Here is a 20213-nt window from a genome sequence, read left to right on the forward strand (position 1 = left end):
CTTACCTCACACTTAATAACTGCGGTCATCTGAATTTCTTCTATATAAAAAGGAGTGTAGAAATGACCAGCCCAGCAAACGAACAATTATTGAAACTGCATTACATTCTTCCTCTCTCCTGGAAAAAAGTCCGGAATTTAATGAAAATTACAGATGATTTCGACGAAATAGTGCATATTTCGCCAAAATTTTTAGCGGTTCAGCTAAATATAAAAGAAGAAAAAGCCGTCCAGCTCATCAAGCATTATAAAGAGCTTATACCAAGGTCGATGGCAACCTATTATAACCAGCATTCTATTAACGCCATCCCCTATACGGATCCTTTATATCCGGAACGCCTAAAACAGCTGTACGATGCGCCTGCAGTTATATATGCGCAAGGCGATATTCGGTTACTGAACAGAACGAAAATGATTGCGGTCATCGGATCAAGGGCAGCGACCAGCTATAGTGAACATGCAATGAATTCCATTCTTCCACCGTTAATTCGGGAGCAATATGTTGTAGTGAGCGGTCTTGCAAAAGGAGCGGACCGACTTGCACATGAAGCTGCCATCCGATATGGTGGAAAGACAATAGGTGTTTTAGGCCATGGCCTTTTTCATAGTTATCCGCCTCAAAATAAAGAGCTGAATGCATATATGGCTCGGGAGCATTTACTCGTAACAGAGTATCCACCCTATGTAAGTGTGCAAAAATGGCATTTTCCAGCACGAAACCGTATTATTAGCGGATTAAGTGAAGCGCTGGTCGTTACAGAAGCCGCATTGAAAAGCGGGACACTTATAACAACAGAGCTTGCTCTTGAGCAAGGGAAAGATGTTTTTGCGGTGCCGGGAAATATTTTCAGCGAACAGTCACGAGGGACAAATAAATTAATAAAAGAAGGCGCAATTCCAGTGTGGGATGGCTTTCAAATTTTAGAGGAAATCCAGTTGTTTTCAAAATCACGTTGAAAAAAAGTTGCAATATTAGCCAATCTGTTATACATTTTGCAACAGGAAAAGCTTTGGCATACATGGATAGCTTCATGTGAGTAAATATAAGAAAAATAACTATACCTCTATAAGGAGGACAACAGATGGCAGATTATTTAGTAATTGTTGAATCACCTGCAAAGGCGAAAACAATTGAACGATATTTAGGAAAAAAATATAAAGTAAAAGCTTCGATTGGACATGTACGTGATTTACCACGTAGTCAAATGGGAATCGATACCGAAAATAACTATGATCCAAAATATATTACGATTCGCGGTAAAGGTCCGGTACTTCAGGAACTGAAAACAGCGGCAAAAAAAGTGAAAAAGATTTATCTCGCAGCCGATCCAGACCGTGAAGGTGAAGCAATTGCATGGCATTTAGCCACTGCTTTGAACATTGATATTAATTCGGATTGCCGCGTCGTATTTAACGAGATTACGAAAGAAGCAATTTTAGAGAGCTTCAAGCATCCGCGTCCGATAAATATGGATTTAGTCGATGCACAGCAAGCACGTCGTATTTTAGACCGTCTAGTAGGCTACAATATTAGTCCGATCCTTTGGAAAAAGGTGAAGAAGGGCTTATCGGCAGGACGTGTACAGTCTGTTTCATTGCGTCTGATCATTGACCGCGAAAACGAAATTAAAAGCTTCGAGCCGGAAGAATACTGGTCAATCGATGCAAGCTTCGAAAAAAATAAAAAGCAATTCGATGCCTTTTATTACGGAAACGGCAAAGAAAAAATTAAATTAACAAATGAACAGCAAGTAAAAGATATATTAAAAGGTGTAAAAGGCTCGGAATTTGAAGTAATGAATGTTGTAAAAAGAGAACGGAAGCGCAATGCGTCACCGGCCTTCACGACTTCTTCACTTCAACAGGAAGCCGCACGTAAATTAAATTTCCGTGCCAAAAAGACAATGATGCTTGCACAGCAGCTTTATGAAGGTATTGAGCTCAGCAAAAAAGAAGGCGCTGTCGGATTAATTACGTATATGCGTACCGACTCAACGCGTATTTCCGATACAGCAAAAACAGAAGCTAAATCATATATCGAAACAAAATACGGTAAAGATTTCATTGCCGGAGAGCAAAAGCAGGCGAAAGCAAAGGCAAATGCACAAGATGCCCATGAAGCGATCCGCCCAACTAGTGCGATGCGTACACCAGAGGAGCTTAAAGCAATTTTAAGCCGTGACCAGCTGCGATTATACCGTTTGATTTGGGAACGCTTTATCGCAAGTCAGATGGCACCCGCTGTACTGGATACTGTGACAGTTGATTTGCAAAACAATGACGTATTATTCCGCGCGAACGGATCTCAAGTGAAATTTGCCGGGTTTATGAAGCTTTATATTGAAGGTACAGACGATCAGGAAGAAGAAACGAATAAACTTTTACCTGAAATGGAAATCGGCGATAAAGTAAAATCGCTTGAAATCGAACCGAAGCAGCACTTCACTCAGCCACCTCCACGCTATTCAGAGGCGCGTCTAGTAAAGACATTGGAAGAGCTAGGTATAGGCCGTCCATCGACATATGCCCCAACACTGGATACGATCCAAAAGCGCGGTTATGTGCAGCTTGATGCGAAGCGCTTTGTGCCGACAGAACTTGGAGAAATCGTTCATCAGGCAACACTGGAATTTTTCCCGGAAATCATCAACATTGAATTTACCGCACAAATGGAGCATAATCTTGATGAAATTGAAGAAGGCATTACACAATGGGTAAATGTCATCGATGAATTTTACAAAGACTTTGAACCACGGGTGAAATATGCGGATGAAGTAATGGAAAAAATCGAAATTAAAGATGAGCCTGCTGGTGAGGACTGTGAAAAATGCGGTGCGCCAATGGTATTCAAGCTTGGACGTTACGGGAAATTTATGGCGTGTTCAAACTTCCCGGATTGCCGAAACACTAAAGCGATTGTAAAACCGATCGATGTTAAATGTCCTTCATGTGAGTCAGGTGAAATAGTCGAGCGTAAATCCAAAACTAAGCGCATTTTTTACGGATGCAATCAATATCCGGAATGTGACTTCGTATCATGGGATAAGCCGATTAGTAGACCTTGTCCGAAATGTAGTGCATTATTAGTAGAGAAGAAATTGAAAAAGGGTGTTCAAATTCAGTGTACAAACAGTGAATGTGATTATGAAGAAACACCGTCACAATAAAATGAAGAGGTAACAAAAATGACACAACAAGTAGTAAATGTAATTGGTGCAGGTTTAGCCGGTTCAGAAGCAGCTTGGCAAATTGCGAAGCGCGGTGTGAACGTACGTTTATATGAAATGCGCCCAGTAAAGCAAACACCAGCACATCATACAGATAAATTCGCAGAGCTAGTATGCTCAAACTCTTTACGTGCAAACGGACTGACAAATGCTGTCGGTGTAATTAAAGAGGAAATGCGTAAATTGGATTCTGTTATTATTGCAGCAGCGGACAATAGCTCTGTTCCTGCCGGCGGTGCTTTAGCAGTAGACCGTCATGAATTTGCCGGTATCGTAACGGAAAAAGTTAAAAACCACCCGTTAATCGAGGTAATCAATGAAGAGGTAACTGAAATTCCGGAAGGCATTACAGTAATCGCAACAGGCCCATTGACTTCTGAAGCATTGGCAAAACAAATTCAGGGTCTTACAGGGGAAGACTATTTGTACTTCTATGATGCGGCAGCACCGATCATCGAAAAAGATTCGATCAATATGGACAAAGTATACTTGAAATCACGCTATGATAAAGGTGAAGCGGCATACTTGAACTGTCCGATGACAAAAGAAGAATTCAATGCTTTCCGTGAAGCGCTTATTACAGCGGAATGTGCACCGTTAAAAGAATTCGAAAAAGAAAAGTATTTTGAAGGGTGTATGCCGATTGAAGTGATGGCAGCACGCGGTGAAAAGACTATGACATTCGGACCGATGAAACCGGTTGGTCTGGAAGATCCGAAAACGGATAAACGTCCATATGCTGTTGTTCAGTTACGACAAGATGATGCAGCGGGGACACTATACAATTTAGTAGGTTTCCAAACACATTTAAAATGGCCTGAACAGAAGCGTGTGTTCTCAATGATTCCAGGTTTAGAGAATTTGGAAATTGTACGTTATGGTGTCATGCACCGTAATACATTCATCAATTCACCAAAAGTGCTGACACAGACATATCAGTTGAAAGCACGTCCAAACCTTTTCTTCGCAGGTCAGATGACAGGTGTTGAAGGGTATGTGGAATCAGCAGGCAGTGGACTGATTGCAGGGATCAATGCAGCACGTATGGCTTTAGGTCAAGAGCTGCTTTACTTCCCGCATGAAACAGCATTAGGTGCAATGGCTCGATACATTACACATACTGATGCGAAGAACTTCCAGCCGATGAACGTGAATTTCGGGATTTTTCCGGAACTTGGCGAACGCGTCAAATCAAAGCCGGAGCGTGCTGAACGCCATGCTAACCGCGCATTGGAATCAATTCAGAATTTTATCAATAATCAGGCAATTTAATTGCGAAAAGCCCTTAAAGACTGTTATACTTTAGGGGCTTTTAATTTTGCGGTGATTTTATATAACTGGCTGGAAAACAGGTAGTACTTGACATGATATTGCGAAATTTGTCGAATAATACAAAGAAGTTGAATAACTCCAGTAAATTTTACTTGAAAAGTATTCACAATAGGTATAGTGTCAATATGTGTGTTTTTTTAGTAGGAAAATAAACATATTTATTCATACAACATCATTTCTCTTTTGTAATCACAGGGGGTATACACGATGGATGAGAATTTGCAAAGCCAGCTTGACCAATTTATTCGCTACGTGCATCTAGAAAAAAACTTTTCCCTACATACTGTTCGCGAATATACTTCTGATCTGGAAGAATTTTTTGCATTTTTGCATGCTGAAGGTATACAAAAAATTACAGAAGTTGAGTATATCCATGCACGTCTATATGTAACAAAGCTTTATGATGAACAAAAAGCAAGAACTTCAATCTCCAGGAAAATCTCATCGATACGTTCTTTTTTCCGGTTTTTAAATCGAGAACAGAATATTGATGATGCTCCGTTTCGTTCACTTTATCATCCGAAAAAGGAAGAGCGATTACCGAGCTTTTTTTATGAGGAAGAATTGAAGGAACTATTCGATAAAAATGAAGGCGATGAGCCGATTCAAATTCGTAATATGGCGCTGTTGGAACTTCTTTATGCAACTGGAATTCGTGTAAGCGAGTGTGTCGGTCTTGAACTGACAGATATCGATTTTCATTACAATATCGTCCGTGTAATGGGGAAAGGCCGGAAAGAGCGGATTATTCCGTTCGGCCAATATGCGCATGATGCACTTATGCGTTATATAGATCAAGTACGTCCGGCATTGATGAAGAAGGAAAATCATCAGAAAGTTTTTGTCAATATGCGCGGTGGCGAACTTACTGCCCGTGGTGTGCGTTATATATTAAGTGAGATGATCGACAATGCGAGTATGCATACGAAAATTTATCCACATATGTTGCGGCACACATTTGCTACGCATTTATTGAATAATGGGGCAGATATGCGTACAGTCCAGGAGCTTCTTGGGCACGCCAATTTATCTTCAACTCAAATTTATACTCATGTAACGAAGGAAGCTTTAAGAAAGACATATATGAATAGTCATCCGAGAGCATAGTTAAGGAGGAAATAAAGAATGGGTCAAATTCATGCGACAACGATTTTCGCTATTCATCATAATGGTGAATGTGCAATGGCCGGGGATGGCCAGGTAACATTGGGAAATGCAGTTGTAATGAAGCATACGGCACGTAAGGTCAGACGTCTGTTTAATGGAAAAGTCCTGGCAGGTTTCGCAGGTTCTGTTGCGGACGCTTTTACATTATTCGAAATGTTTGAGGCAAAACTGAATGAATATAATGGTAACCTGCAAAGAGCTGCAGTAGAAGTAGCAAAGCAATGGCGCGGAGATAAAATGCTCCGTCAATTGGAAGCGATGCTGCTTGTAATGGATAAATCAACATTGCTCCTTGTTTCAGGGACTGGTGAAGTAATTGAGCCGGACGATGGCATTTTATCAATTGGTTCAGGTGGAAATTATGCATTGTCAGCTGGAAGAGCATTAAAAAAACATGCGGGCGATCATTTATCGGCAAAAGAAATCGCAGAGGCTGCGCTTACGACCGCTGCGGATATTTGTGTGTTTACAAACCATAATATTATCTTGGAGGTATTGTAATGACTGCGATCAATTTAACACCAAGACAAATTACGGAACAATTGAACCGTCATATTGTTGGTCAGGAAACAGCAAAACGTGCAGTGGCAGTTGCGCTGCGTAACCGGTACCGCCGCTCTTTATTAAGCGAAGATTTAAAAACGGAAGTAATTCCGAAAAATATTTTAATGATTGGACCTACCGGTGTAGGTAAAACAGAAATTGCGCGCAGAATCGCAAAACTGACGAACGCTCCATTTATTAAAGTGGAAGCGACAAAGTTCACGGAAGTTGGTTATGTAGGGCGTGATGTCGAGTCAATGGTACGCGATCTGGTTGAAGCTTCCCGTCGTCTTGTGAAGGACGAAATGTTCGAAAGGGTAAAGGAACAGGCGGAGCGCAATGCGAATGATGTACTTGTTAAATTACTAGTACCTTCAAAAGTGAAAGAAAAGCTTTCGCAAAATCCTTTTGAAATGCTATTCGGGCAAAAAGAGTCAACCCACGAAGAAACATCAAACCAGGATGAGCCGGAAATTCGTACACGACGTGCGCAAATTGCCCAGGATTTAAAAGACGGAAAATTGGAAGAACAGTGGGTAACAATAGAAGTAACGGAAAATACCCCATCTCTTTTCGATGCAATGCCAGGTATGAATATGGATAATGCAAACGGCATGCAGGATATGCTATCTAATTTAATGCCGAAAAAGACAAAAAAACGCAAAGTCCAAGTAAAGGATGCGCGTCGTTTATTAACGCAGGAAGAAGCGAACAAGCTGATCGATACGGATGCGCTGTCCAGTGAAGCAATATTGCGTGCAGAACAGGCCGGCATTATTTTTATTGATGAAATCGATAAAATTGCAAGCAAAGGTTCATCATCGGCGGAAGTATCCCGTGAAGGCGTTCAGCGTGACATATTACCAATTGTGGAAGGATCCACAGTTACGACAAAATACGGCACTGTAAAAACGGACTATATGCTCTTTATTGCAGCAGGTGCTTTCCATATATCAAAACCGAGTGATCTTATTCCTGAATTGCAGGGACGATTCCCGATTCGTGTTGAACTCGAAAAATTAACGAAGGATGATTTTGTTCGTATTTTAAAAGAACCGGATCAATCATTGATATTGCAATATAAAGCATTGCTTGAAACAGAAGGTGTGACACTGAACTTTACGGATGAAGCGATTGAACGCATCGCGGAAATTGCAACAGAAGTAAACCAGGAGACAGATAACATCGGTGCGCGCCGACTGCATACAATTTTAGAACGTTTGCTTGAGGAACTTTCCTATGAAGCTTCGGAAATTGCACCGGCACATATCGACATTACACCGAACTATGTCGATCAAAAATTGGCGAATATAGTAAAAAACAAAGATTTATCGCAATTTATTCTTTAAGTATAAGTTGAATTAGTATCTTTAAATTGTAAAAACCTTTAGAATATTAAGTGAATTAAAACGTTCCGTAGGAGGAAATAGAAATGAATTTATTAACAAAAACAAGAAAAATCAATGCACTATTACAAGCATCTGCTGGTAAACCAGTTAACTTTAAAGAAATGGCCAATACATTAGGCGATATTATCGAAAGTAATGTATTTATCGTAAGCCGTAAAGGGAAATTACTAGGTATTTCAATTCACCAACAAATCGAGAATGAGCGTATTAAAAAAATGTTTGAAGAACGCCAATTCCCTGAAGAATATACGCAAAACTTATTCAACATTACAGAAACTTCTTCAAACTTGGACATTAACAATGAACACACTGCATTCCCAATCGAAAATAAAGATCTATTTGCATCCGGTTTAACGACTATCGTACCGATTATTGGTGGCGGTGAGCGTTTAGGTACGTTAATGTTAGCGCGTATCAGCGATCAGTTTGAAGATGATGATCTTATTTTAGCTGAATACGGTGCAACAGTAGTAGGTATGGAAATCTTACGTGAAAAATCAGAAGAGATTGAAGAAGAAGCACGTTCTAAAGCGGTAGTTCAAATGGCGATCAATTCATTATCTTATTCTGAGCTTGAAGCAATCGAGCATATTTTTGAAGAATTGGATGGCAATGAAGGTTTACTAGTTGCTTCGAAAATTGCTGACCGCGTAGGTATTACACGTTCAGTTATTGTAAACGCATTACGTAAACTGGAATCTGCTGGTGTTATTGAATCACGTTCATTAGGTATGAAAGGAACATATATCAAAGTATTAAACGATAAGTTCCTGAACGCATTAGCAGAAATCAAAATGAAATAAGACACTTTCACATAAAGCAAGGAGGTCTTCCCTCCTTGCTTTTTTTTTTAAGAAAATGAAGAAAATTGTCGAATTAAAACACTCTAAACGAGAATTATTTTGGTTTCGAATGTAGAATTAGGTATATGGTCTTTGATGTTTTCAAAAAATAAATATCATTTATACCTAAATGATGATAAAATTCGTATGACAAATGATTTGTTACAATTTTATGAAATGTAATTATATGAATACTAATATAAAAGGATTTAATGTATGATGTTTAAGGAAATAAATAGTATTTCGGGAAACTAAAAATCTTGATTTCAGATTAATATAATAATTTTCGGTTGGATAAATTACTCCTATAGGTCTTTTTGGGCCTAAAAAATAAAATGTCGAAAAATGTTTGCCCTAATATTTAATTAACTGTTATTTTTTACATGTAAAAATAGTTACTTCGGACTATTTGAAAGGGTCTAAAGTCGATAGACACTATGTTTTAATATAATTACAATTGTATTATTGAGTTTTGGACGCAAATTTTAGCGAAATATGAATGAGGTGAGAAATTTGGATTTATTTGGCGGGACAATAAGCAGCCTTGAAAAAGGACTTTCCTATGCAACTTTAAAAAACAAAGCAATTGCACAAAATATAGCGAATGTTGACACACCGAACTATAAAACAAAAGAAGTAAGCTTCAAAGATGTATTTAATGATGCAAAGCAATCAACGATTTCTGCCAATCGTACAGATAAGAAACATTATGATATCAAAATGAATATGGGAGGCAGCAGCGTGTATTCAAATGAAAACTTCCGCAGCAGAGCAAATGGTAATGCGGTAAATATGGATGCTGAACAAGCGAAGCTGGCTGAAAATACAATTTATTATAATGCGCTTATAGATCGTATCAGCAGTAAATTTTCAACATTGAATAATGTTGTTAAAGGAGGAAGATAGTAATGTCGATTTTTCATAGTATGAATACGACAGCTTCTGCTTTGACTTCACAGCGATTACGAATGGATGTCATTTCCTCCAATATTGCCAATGTTGATACAACGAGAGCGAAGCAAGTAAATGGTGAATGGGAGCCCTACCGAAAAAAATCTGTCATTTTAAAAGAGCAGCAAGGTCAATTTTCCGACTTTTTAAATACGGCGATCGGAAAAACGGAAAAAAACGAGGTTGGGAACGGTGTTAAAGTAAGTTCTATTAAAGATGATACGGAAACGCCTTTTAAACTGGTTTTTGATCCATCACATCCTGATGCGAATGCAGAAGGGTATGTACAGATGTCGAACGTAGACGTATTGAAGGAAATGGTTGATCTCATTTCGGCGAGCCGCTCTTATGAAGCGAACATTACTGCTTTTAATGCAAACAAGAACATGTTAACGAAAGCTTTAGAAATCGGGAAAGGGTGATATTTAAATGGCGATTAATCCAATAACATTCATGTCTCCTGCGCAATCCGTGAATGAAGTGAATGTTCAGAATCAACTGACTCCTGCAAATGCCCAGCAGCAATTTGCAGATACACTAAAAGAAGCGATTGCAAGTGTCAATGAACATCAAAAAACATCAGATATAATGACTCAAAAATTAATTAACGGTGGAGATGTTGATCTTTTTGAAGTAATGGTTGCTGCACAAAAAGCAAGTGTTACTTTAAACACAACAATTGAAGTTCGTAACAAAGCTGTGGAAGCTTATCAAGAAATTATGCGTATGAGTGTGTAATGATTTGGAAAACGACGGACAAATTGTTGGGCATTCACTTTAAGCGGAGGATTCATAATGAATGAACGACTTACAAAAATTAAAAGCGACTCAACCGGTTTCTGGAAAAGTCGCACCAAAAACCAAAAAGGTGCACTAATCGGTGCCTTTGCAGCGGTCATTGCGATTGCAGCGGTAATTACGTATTTCTCAACACGCACGACAATGGCCCCGTTATTTCCGGAGATGTCACAGGCTGAAGTAGGGAAAATTACGGAAGTGCTTACTTCACAAGGAGTAAAGTACGAAGTGACAAACGCCGGGACAGTAATATTAGTACCGGAAAATCAAGTACAGGACTTACAAGTGTCATTAGCAGCCCAGGGTTATCCTGATTCTGGGGAAATTGACACGTCTTTTTTTACTTCCAACGCAGGCTTTGGGATGACAGATAATGAATTCAACGTAATTAAGCAAGCGACGATCGAAACGGATCTGGCGAATTTAGTTCGAAAATTCGAAGGTGTAAAAGATGCAAACGTGATGATTACTTTACCTGAAGAAGGTGTATTTCTAAAAGATGCCAAAGGTGAAGCACAGGCGGCAATTGTATTAAATACCGCACCCGGACACAAATTCACGTCTGACCAAATTAAAGGATTATTTAATTTGGTATCGATGAGTATCCCGAATTTACCAAAAGAAAATATCACGATCATGAATCAGTACTCTGAATATTACGATTTGGCTTCAGCAGAAAGCGGTGGCGACGGAATCAATTCAGTTACTGGACAAATGGAAGTGAAGAAAACGATAGAGCGTGATTTGCAGCGTCAAGTGCAGCAAATGCTCGGTACATTAATCGGTCAGGATAAAGTTGTAGTAAATGTATCGGCTGATATTGACTTTAAAAAAGAAAATCGCGAAGAAAATTTAATCCGACCAGTTGATGAGGAAAATATGGAAGGTATTGAAATAAGTGCCCAACGTATTACGGAATCATATTCAGGCGGTGCTGGAGGATCGGTGGCAGAAGGTCCTACTGAAGCCGGAAGTGTAACAGATAACTTCGTGGATTATGCAGAAGGAACAAACAGTGACGGCGATTATGAACGAGTGGAAGAGACGATTAACAATGATGTGAACCGGATACGCCGTGAAATACAGGAAAGTCCTTACAAAATCCGTAATTTAGGGATTCAGGTAGTGGTAGATCCCCCGAATGCTGAAGAAGGATTCGATCAAGGTGTTCGTACAGATATTGAACAAATTTTATCGACAATTGTCCGTACATCGATTGATCAAGAAGCTGCAGGGAATCTGACAGACGAAGATATTGCAAATCGTATCGTCGTGTCCGTACAGCAATTCCAAGGAAATGATACAGCGGATGATCAGCCGCAATCGGTTATTCCTTGGTGGGTCTGGGTAATTGGCGGTATATTGGTTGTTGCAATTATATTACTCGCCGTTAATGTGATGCGTGCACGCCGACGTAAGCAAGATGAAGAAGAGCTGGAGATTTTAGAACAACAACAGCAGTTAATAGAAATAGAAGATATTTCCGAAGAAAAAGAAACTGAAGCGACTGTACGACGCAAGCAATTAGAGAAAATGGCCAAAGATAAGCCGGAAGATTTTGCGAAATTATTGCGTAGTTGGATTGCTGAAGACTAATAGGAGGTTCCGCTGTGTCCAAGAAAGATAAAGACCTATCAGGAAAGCAAAAGGCTGCTTTACTGTTAATTTCTCTAGGACCGGAAGTTTCGGCTTCTGTATATAAGCATTTAAGTGAAGAGGAAATTGAACGTCTGACACTGGAAATTTCAAGTGTTAAAAGAGTGGAGTCAACTATCAAAGAAGAAATTATAGAAGAATTTCATCAGATTGCACTCGCGCAGGACTATATTACGCAAGGCGGTATAGGGTATGCGAAGACGGTACTGGAAAAAGCTTTAGGTGCTGAACAGGCACAGGCGATATTGAATCGTTTAACTTCTTCATTACAAGTAAGACCATTTGATTTTGCCAGAAAAGCAGATCCGGCACAAATTTTCAATTTTATCCAAAATGAGCACCCTCAAACAATTGCTCTTATTCTTTCGTATTTAGACCCGGGGCAAGCGGGGGTTATTCTTTCTTCGTTACCACAGGAAGTACAGGCGGATATTGCGAAGCGTATTGCCATTATGGAATCGACGTCTCCGGAAGTCATTAGCGAAATCGAATCGGTTTTAGAGCGAAAACTATCATCTACCGTAACTCAGGACTATACAGAAACGGGTGGTGTAGATGCAGTCGTGGAAGTATTGAATGGTGTGGACCGTCAAACAGAGAAAACGATTCTGGATGCGCTCGAAATTCAGGATCCTGAACTTGCCGAAGAAATTAAAAAGCGCATGTTTGTATTTGAAGATATCGTTACCCTCGATAATCGTTCAATCCAGCGTGTTATTCGTGACTGTGAAAACGAAGATTTGCTGTTATCAATGAAAGTATCTTCAGAAGAAGTAAAAGAAATTATTTTCCGCAATATGTCACAACGTATGGCGGAGACATTCCGTGAAGAAATGGATATTATGGGCCCTGTGCGTTTACGTGATGTAGAAGAAGCGCAGTCCCGGATTGTAGCGGTTATCCGACGTTTGGAAGATGCAGGTGAAATTATTATTGCCCGTGGCGGAGGAGATGATGTGATTGTCTAAAATCATCCGTTCAACAAATGCACAGCAACCTGAAGAGTCCCGGATTGTAGAAATTAAACTTCAAAATTTCTTCGAGCCGATCCATTATGGGAAAACGGAAGATGAACGTATAGAGGAATTGTCCCAGCAAAAATCGATAGACATTGAAGCAGAACGTCAGCAAATGCTGGCACAGGCCAATGATGAAATTGAACAGCAAAAAGCCCAATTCGAGCAATATCGATCAGAGCAGCTTGCTGCAATTGAAGCATTAAAGCAAACGTGGGAAGAAGAAAAGATTATTCTTCAACAGGAAGCTTATGACGGCGGTTTTGCGCAAGGATATGAAGATGGCGTACAAAAGGCAAATGCAGCGATGCAGCAGTCAATACATGAGGCAAATGAGACGATGGCAAATGCGCAAAAAAATGCTGCATCCTATATCGAGTCCCAGGAGTCCGTCCTGTTGGATCTTGCATTAACAGCTGCAGAGCGCATCATCCATACAGCACTTGACCGTGACGATGAAATATTCGTGTCCATTGTAAGACGCGGCCTAAAAGAAGCACGTGAAATGAAAGAAATTAAATTATATGTTTCACCGAAATATCATCCGATTGTAACAGAACAGCAAAAGGAATTGGCGGAAATGTTTCCGGTAAATGTTCCGTTTATGATATTTGTCAATGAAGATTTAGAGGATTCGGAAAGTTATATTGAAACAAATCATGGACGTATCGTTGTTTCAATTGACGAACAATTGCAGGAGCTCCGCAGACAGTTATACGAACTAATCGAAAGTAAGGAATGATAAGGATGAAAATGGCTCAATTAGTTGAACAAATTCCTAATCTTAATACATTTAAAAAGTATGGTAGAGTGACGAGGGTTGTCGGCTTGATGATTGAGTCCCAAGGTCCTGAAAGTTCCATCGGGGACGTATGTAAAATCCATATCCAAACATCGAAAAATGGTCCGCAGGTAATGCTGGCAGAAGTCGTGGGATTCAAAGATGAGATCGTGATTTTAATGCCGTACTCTTCATTGAAGGAAATTTCGATCGGCTGTCTTGTAGAGGGAACAGGTTCACCGCTGGAAGTGAAAGTAGGTCCGGAACTGATCGGGAAAGTACTTGACGCAATGGGCAACCCGTTTGATGGGCAACCATTGCCAAAAGGACTAACAACAGTCCCGACAGAGAAAGAGCCGCCAAATCCTTTGAATCGTCCTCCGATTAACGAACAGTTAGAGGTCGGAGTAAAGGCGATCGACGGAATGCTTACAGTCGGCAGCGGTCAGCGTGTAGGTATATTTGCAGGATCGGGCGTTGGAAAAAGTACATTACTTGGAATGATCGCCCGGAACACGGAAGCGGATATTAATGTTATTGCCCTAGTAGGAGAACGTGGCCGTGAAGTACGGGAGTTTATCGAACGGGATTTAGGTCCGGAAGGTTTACAGCGGTCGGTGGTCGTAGCCGCTACTAGTGACCAGCCTGCATTAATGCGGATTAAAGCCGCATTTACCGCAACAGCGATTGCAGAGTATTTCAGGGACCGCGGCAAGAATGTCATGTTAATGATGGATTCCGTAACACGTGTTGCGATGGCACAGCGTGAAATTGGACTGGCAATCGGTGAACCGCCTGCAACTAGAGGTTATACACCATCCGTTTTTGCAATATTACCAACATTATTGGAACGGTCAGGTACAAATATAAATGGGACAATTACCGCATTTTATACAGTGCTTGTCGACGGTGATGATATGAACGAACCAATTGCGGATGCGGTCCGGGGGATTTTGGACGGTCATATTGTACTGGACCGGAATCTTGCCAACAAAGGACAATATCCGGCGATTAATGTATTAAAAAGCGTTAGTCGGTTGATGAATCATATTGCACAGCCTGAGCATGTTCGTGCAGCTAGCCGCTTGAGGGAATTATACTACAGCTATTCCAAATCAGAGGATCTGATCAATATCGGGGCATATAAGCGCGGGACATCGAAGGAAATCGATGAGGCGATCATGTATGAGCCGCTCATTACGCAATTTTTAAAGCAAGGGTATAAAGATAAAATTTCGATCGATCAAACTGTCAATGAAATTATCGCTTTATCGAATGGTGGTGCCCGTTAACTATGAAATATAATTATCGTTTCGAAAAAATTCTTGTCGTTAAAGATCAGGAAAAAACGGAATCGGAACTGGCTTTTAAAGAATCGGTACAAGTGTTTGAGGAAATCGCTACAAAACTGTATGACCTGTTAAAGAAAAAGGAAGATCTAATCGAGTATCAGCAGGAACGGTTAAAAATCGGGTCTTCCATCGATGAAATCAACCATTACTCGAAATTTATCGATAGTATGGAAAAATCAATCGAGGATGCACAGCAAAAGGTCATGCAGGCACGCGCCAAAATGAATTGGCATGAGCAAAAATTGTTGGAAAAAAGTCTGGAAGTACGTAAATATGAAAAAATGCGTGAAAGAGATCATGAAAGATTCATAGAAGACCAACTTCATATAGAAGCAATTCAGCTGGATGAGCTTTCGACAATTGCGTATTACAAGAAGGAAATCAGGTGATTCCGTGGCAAAAAAAATAAAAAATACGATGGAACAAGTGGAAGAAATGGAATTGGAAAGCCAATCTCCAGGTTTTTTCAAAAAGTTTTTCTACCTATTCTTAATCCCGTTCATGTTTCTCATCGCAATTTTATTGGTTATTACAACTATGACGGAATATAACGTGTTTAAAATGGCGGATGAGGCAATTGATAAGATCCCGTTTATCAGCTCGGATGAAAAAGAGGGAGCAGTTGAAAACAGCTCATTAAGTGAACAAAAAGTAGTAGAGCTGCAAGCGGAAATTCAAGAAAAAGAAGCGAAGATTTCCCAGCTCCAATCACAAATTGATGCTACAGCGACTGAAAAGGAAGAACTTTTAATAGAGCAGGAACGATTGCAGTTTGAAATTGAAAAACTGCAGCGAGATCAGGAAGAATCGAAAAAAGAGTTTAAAGAAATTCTTTCAACTTTCGAAAAAATGTCTGCAAGAAAAGCGGCACCTATATTAGTTGAAATGAGTGACACAGAAAGCGTGCGTATTATGTCGGAAATGAAACCCGATACTTTATCAGCTATTTTCGCAAAAATGGAACCGGCAGATGCTGCCCGCTTTACAGAGCTTTTATCACAGCAATAAACCTTGAATGGAGGAGGTGCAGTAAATGAATATAGCAATGTTTCAAACAGTAAAAATGCCGAAGCAAGATTTCCAGCCAAACACTGTAAAAACAGCAAAGCCGGATTCAAAAGCATTTGGAAGTGTATTTAATTCGATGATTTCAAAGTCGTCTGCTCCTACCAAGAAACCTGAAATGTCAGATCCGCCGCTAGCTGAAAGAATGTCCGGAATTTTTGAAGAGGACTCGCTGGAAAGTTTACTCGAACAATTAGGTGTGAACCTGGATGAGTCGGGGCTCTTCGCATTAGTAGGTGAAGAAAGTACACCGGTTGCGCTGGACGAACTCATGACATTGGATAACTTGACGGAGCTGTTAGGAATGACAAAAGCGGAGTTAAGTCAAATTCTTGAACAGTTATTAGGGGACACGAAGCAGGAAATTACGGATGTATGGTCTCTTATAGAACAGGCACCGCATATTTTAAATGAAGTAATGGCAGCTGTGCAGAAGCCTGAGCAAAACAATACACAGCAGAAAGAATTGCTGCAGATTGTCCAGCTGTTGAAGTTGGCTCAACTGGCCGGAAGTAAAGTCGATACGGTCTATCAACAGGAAATTCAGTTAAACAGTTTAAAAGATGCATTGCTGGCATTGGCGAATGAAGCCCGGAAATTAGCAGGTACAGAGCAGAGTACGACGAAAACCACGACTTTCCAACAAGTAGCACAGCAAACTACTGCAAAAGTTGAGACGGATACGCAAACAGCAGGTCATTTACAGCAGCAAGTGACACATTCCAAAACTGTGACCGTTACATTACCTGCAGAAAAGCCTGCGCAATCGGATGCATTAATAAAAGAAATTCAAAACTTGATCAATCGCAGCCAGCTTTCAGGACAGCCAGGTAATATGAAATTATTCCTGAAACTGTTTCCGGAAAACCTTGGTCAAATACGAATTGAATTGGTTCAGAAAGACGGAATCATGACTGCCCGATTATTGGCGACGACAGCGATGGGCAAAGAACTGCTGGAAAATAATATTAACCAGTTAAAAGCCGGTTTTGTCTCTCAAAATATCCAAATGGAACGAATCGATGTTGCACAGTCTTTACAGGACGCCGATCGGAATGCGCGTGATCAAAACTTCTTCAATAACTTCTTCCGTCAAAAAGATGGAGAAGAACAGGAGAATAAAGAAGATACGCTAGAAGAAGAAAATATTTCATTTAAAGATCTATTAAGCGAGGAGGTAGAATAAGTGGCAAACTCAATTTCAAATGATTTTTATTTACCGGCGAATAATGCAAATTTCAAAGTATCGAATAAACAAGATAATGGAGCGCTAGGGAAAGACGCGTTTCTACAAATATTAATTACCCAATTGCAAAACCAGGATCCGACAAGCCCGATGGATGATAAGGAATTTATTGCACAGATGGCCCAATTTTCTTCGCTTGAACAAATGCAAAATATGACAAAGGCGTTGGAGAATCTGCTTGAATCAAACCAACAGTCACAATTAATGAATTATTCAACATTTGTCGGCAAAGAAGTGAAGTGGCATGAAATTACAGACAAAGTGGATGCAGACAACAAGCCGATCTACAACGAAGGAACAGGCGCAATTCAGGAATTAAAGTTTGTTGAGGGCGAGGCCGTGTTTGTGCTGGCTGACGGCAAGGAAATTAACCCGGGCAATATTTCATCAATTCTTGGCAGTACGGGTGCAGCAGAGCCGGTAGTACCAGCAGGAAATCCGCTAGCGGAAGCAAGCCAGATGATCGGGCAGACCGTTCAATATACGAATGGTGACCAGATCGTTGAGGCAATTATAGAAGCGATCAAAACAAATAATGTGAATATCGAATATATTTTAAATGATGGTTCCCGTTTAACGAAAGACCAGTTTACCGTGAGTTCACAAACAACCCAAAATGAAAATGCAGCAGAATAAGAGGTGTGGCTGATGAACCGCGTCAATATTCAACATATCCCTTACCACCCGCCGATAAAGCCGGCAGTAAAGCAAAATACTGAGCAAATTTCAAAGCAGTCCTTTATGGATCATTTAAAACAGGCGACCGGTGATGAATTAAAAATAAGCAAGCATGCTGCAGAACGGCTGAATGAACGAAATATTTCCATAACAGATCGTGAATGGCAGCAAATTTCCGAGAAAGTGTTCGAGGCAAAAGATAAAGGTGTGAAGCAGCCATTAGTACTGTTAGATCAGGCAGCCTTAATTGTAAGTGCAAAAAATGCGACGGTTATTACGGCATTGGATCGGAATGAAGCGAAACAGCAACTATTTACCAATATCGATGGAACAATCCTTTTATAGGCCGGACCTTCAGAAGTAAGGAAGCCTACAGTCGTTGAATGATAGATACGGCTGAACCAAAACAAAAAAACAGATTTGAGAAACGAAGGGAGAACGACATTTCATGTTACGTTCAATGTATTCAGGTATTTCAGGCTTAAAAAACTTTCAGACAAAATTAGACGTGATTGGGAACAATATTTCAAATGTTAATACGTACGGCTATAAAAAAGAACGTACGGTATTTAAAGATTTAATTTCACAAACACAAACAGGAGCATCTGCACCTTCAGCAACTCGGGGTGGGGTAAACATGATTCAAGTAGGATTAGGTTCACAACTGGCGGCAATTGATACAATACACAATGCCGGTTCTATGCAGACGACAGGTCGTACATTGGATTTAGCTATTTCCGGTGACGGATTCTTTATGGTTGCCGATGCAGTTGAATTTGATCAAGGCGATGCAGCAAACGGTGTTCCAGCTACAGCAGAAGGATTCACAAATACCCTTTATACTCGTGCAGGGAATTTCTATATGGATCGAAATGGATTCTTAGTTAACGGAGACGGTAAATACTTAGTAGGTTTTGCTGCAGATGTTACAGAGTATGATGCGATAGACCCTACAGCTGCACCTGGTTCAGGTTTTGATGAAAACAGACTGCAAGTTGCTGCAGGAGCTAACTTACTTGATCCTGATACTGGGGAATTACAAGAACAGGGAGCTACAACTGCTACTCCGATTCGTATTCCGACAACAGCTCAATCTATGAGTATTTCACAGGACGGGACAATTTCATTTGTCGATTCGGCCGGAGATCTTCAATATGCTGGTACAGTAGTATTGGCGAAGTTCGCAAATGCGAGCGGTCTTGAAAAATCGGGAAGCAACTATTTCCGTACAACACCGAACTCGGGAGTAGTTTATGCTCAATTGGCAACACAGGATGGAGTTGGTTCAGTTAACTCAGGATTCCTTGAAATGTCCAATGTAGACCTTTCGGATGAATTCACGGAGATGATTGTTGCACAGCGCGGGTTCCAGGCCAACTCCCGTATTATTACAACTTCGGATGAAATTTTACAAGAGCTTGTTAACTTAAAACGATAGTTTAAATTTATTATAGAAGGGGGGCCGGGCCGGCTCTCAAATGCAGGTCCGGCCCTATTTCAAATGATTGAGGTGACTCGCCTTAATGGTAAAGCATTTACTTTAAATGCTTTATACATAGAAACAGTTGAAGCATTTCCGGACACCCAAATTACGCTGACGACTGGACGTAAATTCATTGTGTTAGAGACTGAAGAACAGGTGCGGCAAAAAGTGAAGACATTTTATCAGCATGTTCAAGTTTTATCGAATCCGCATCTTAGAGGTGAAGAAGATGAAGAATAATAAATTAACGACAATTATGCTAATTATATTAGTGACGATTACTTTGTTCGGTGTTATTTTAGTTGTGTTATTGACACAGCTCAACAAAGAGAAGCCGGATGGTCCAACGATTGATGAAATTATCGAGTCATCAGTAGACATTCCTGAGATTACAACGAACTTGGCAGACGGAAGTTTTGTCCGGATCACATTGAAAATTCAGGCATCGGATAAAAAAGCCGGTGAAGAGTTGTCTAAACGAGATTTCCAAGTGAAAAACATCGTTATTCAGGAACTTTCTGAAATGGAAGAGAAAGCGCTGGAAGGCAAGCAAGGTAAAATTTTATTCCAGGATGCAATTAAATCTCAAGTAAATGAGTTAATGCAAGAAGGGGAAGTTACGCAAGTGTATATTACTTCATACGTACTTCAGTAATCATCAGTACTAC

The 20213-nt window shown here is 40.2% G+C and carries 22 protein-coding genes; all 22 read left to right on the forward strand.

What is annotated here, in order from left to right:
- Positions 1-62 precede the first annotated feature (62 nt).
- The 22 genes from dprA (at position 63) to fliL (ending at position 20200) form a co-directional block, all read left to right on the forward strand.
- Positions 63-956 (forward strand): DNA-processing protein DprA, encoded by an 894-nt coding sequence (gene dprA, locus MKX73_RS11980; RefSeq protein ID WP_340717623.1) that lies wholly within the window; start codon positions 63-65, stop codon positions 954-956.
- Between the two features lie 125 nt (positions 957-1081).
- Entirely contained in the window at positions 1082-3166 is a 2085-nt protein-coding gene (gene topA / locus MKX73_RS11985; RefSeq protein ID WP_340717624.1) for a type I DNA topoisomerase, read from the forward strand.
- An 18-nt stretch (positions 3167-3184) separates the two neighbouring features.
- Positions 3185-4498, forward strand: a complete 1314-nt coding sequence (gene trmFO / locus MKX73_RS11990) for an FADH(2)-oxidizing methylenetetrahydrofolate--tRNA-(uracil(54)-C(5))-methyltransferase TrmFO (protein WP_340717625.1) — start codon at positions 3185-3187, stop codon at positions 4496-4498.
- 267 nt (positions 4499-4765) lie between these two features.
- Positions 4766-5665 (forward strand): tyrosine recombinase XerC, encoded by a 900-nt coding sequence (xerC, locus tag MKX73_RS11995; RefSeq protein ID WP_340717626.1) that lies wholly within the window; start codon positions 4766-4768, stop codon positions 5663-5665.
- 18 nt (positions 5666-5683) lie between these two features.
- Positions 5684-6226, forward strand: a complete 543-nt coding sequence (hslV, locus tag MKX73_RS12000; protein WP_340717627.1) for an ATP-dependent protease subunit HslV — start codon at positions 5684-5686, stop codon at positions 6224-6226.
- Entirely contained in the window at positions 6226-7617 is a 1392-nt protein-coding gene (hslU, locus tag MKX73_RS12005) for an ATP-dependent protease ATPase subunit HslU (RefSeq protein ID WP_340717628.1), read from the forward strand. The genes hslV and hslU overlap by 1 nt, the downstream gene beginning before the upstream one ends.
- 83 nt (positions 7618-7700) lie before the next feature.
- Positions 7701-8480, forward strand: a complete 780-nt coding sequence (codY, locus tag MKX73_RS12010; protein WP_340717629.1) for a GTP-sensing pleiotropic transcriptional regulator CodY — start codon at positions 7701-7703, stop codon at positions 8478-8480.
- A gap of 552 nt (positions 8481-9032) precedes the next feature.
- Complete coding sequence (gene flgB / locus MKX73_RS12015) at positions 9033-9425, forward strand: flagellar basal body rod protein FlgB (RefSeq protein ID WP_340717630.1); 393 nt, start codon at positions 9033-9035, stop codon at positions 9423-9425.
- A gap of 2 nt (positions 9426-9427) precedes the next feature.
- On the forward strand, positions 9428-9892 hold the full coding sequence (gene flgC / locus MKX73_RS12020) for a flagellar basal body rod protein FlgC (protein WP_340717631.1): 465 nt from the start codon (positions 9428-9430) through the stop codon (positions 9890-9892).
- A 7-nt stretch (positions 9893-9899) separates the two neighbouring features.
- A complete protein-coding gene (fliE, locus tag MKX73_RS12025; protein ID WP_340717632.1) occupies positions 9900-10208 on the forward strand; it encodes a flagellar hook-basal body complex protein FliE in 309 nt (102 codons plus the stop codon).
- Between the two features lie 57 nt (positions 10209-10265).
- Positions 10266-11864: a flagellar basal-body MS-ring/collar protein FliF gene (fliF, locus tag MKX73_RS12030; RefSeq protein ID WP_340717633.1), complete on the forward strand. Its 1599-nt coding sequence runs from the start codon at positions 10266-10268 to the stop codon at positions 11862-11864.
- Positions 11865-11878: 14 nt separating this feature from the next.
- Entirely contained in the window at positions 11879-12892 is a 1014-nt protein-coding gene (gene fliG, locus MKX73_RS12035; RefSeq protein ID WP_340717634.1) for a flagellar motor switch protein FliG, read from the forward strand.
- Positions 12885-13682: a flagellar assembly protein FliH gene (fliH, locus tag MKX73_RS12040; protein ID WP_340717635.1), complete on the forward strand. Its 798-nt coding sequence runs from the start codon at positions 12885-12887 to the stop codon at positions 13680-13682. Before fliG ends, fliH begins: the two co-directional genes overlap by 8 nt.
- 5 nt (positions 13683-13687) lie before the next feature.
- Complete coding sequence (gene fliI, locus MKX73_RS12045) at positions 13688-15013, forward strand: flagellar protein export ATPase FliI (protein ID WP_340717636.1); 1326 nt, start codon at positions 13688-13690, stop codon at positions 15011-15013.
- Between the two features lie 2 nt (positions 15014-15015).
- Positions 15016-15462: a flagellar export protein FliJ gene (gene fliJ, locus MKX73_RS12050; protein WP_340717637.1), complete on the forward strand. Its 447-nt coding sequence runs from the start codon at positions 15016-15018 to the stop codon at positions 15460-15462.
- A gap of 4 nt (positions 15463-15466) precedes the next feature.
- On the forward strand, positions 15467-16081 hold the full coding sequence (locus MKX73_RS12055; protein WP_340717638.1) for a MotE family protein: 615 nt from the start codon (positions 15467-15469) through the stop codon (positions 16079-16081).
- Positions 16082-16106: 25 nt separating this feature from the next.
- Positions 16107-17324, forward strand: a complete 1218-nt coding sequence (locus MKX73_RS12060) for a flagellar hook-length control protein FliK (RefSeq protein WP_340717639.1) — start codon at positions 16107-16109, stop codon at positions 17322-17324.
- Complete coding sequence (flgD, locus tag MKX73_RS12065) at positions 17325-18020, forward strand: flagellar hook assembly protein FlgD (protein WP_340717640.1); 696 nt, start codon at positions 17325-17327, stop codon at positions 18018-18020.
- A gap of 12 nt (positions 18021-18032) precedes the next feature.
- The gene (locus MKX73_RS12070; RefSeq protein ID WP_340717641.1) at positions 18033-18407 is read left to right on the forward strand and encodes a TIGR02530 family flagellar biosynthesis protein; all 375 of its coding nucleotides are present in this window, start codon (positions 18033-18035) and stop codon (positions 18405-18407) included.
- Between the two features lie 103 nt (positions 18408-18510).
- A complete protein-coding gene (flgG, locus tag MKX73_RS12075; protein WP_340717642.1) occupies positions 18511-19500 on the forward strand; it encodes a flagellar basal body rod protein FlgG in 990 nt (329 codons plus the stop codon).
- 63 nt (positions 19501-19563) lie between these two features.
- Positions 19564-19785: a flagellar FlbD family protein gene (locus MKX73_RS12080; protein ID WP_008403278.1), complete on the forward strand. Its 222-nt coding sequence runs from the start codon at positions 19564-19566 to the stop codon at positions 19783-19785.
- Positions 19775-20200 (forward strand): flagellar basal body-associated protein FliL, encoded by a 426-nt coding sequence (gene fliL, locus MKX73_RS12085; protein ID WP_340717643.1) that lies wholly within the window; start codon positions 19775-19777, stop codon positions 20198-20200. The genes MKX73_RS12080 and fliL overlap by 11 nt, the downstream gene beginning before the upstream one ends.
- Positions 20201-20213 lie beyond the last annotated feature (13 nt).

The organism is Solibacillus sp. FSL W7-1436 (assembly GCF_038007305.1).
Lineage (GTDB): Bacteria > Bacillota > Bacilli > Bacillales_A > Planococcaceae > Solibacillus.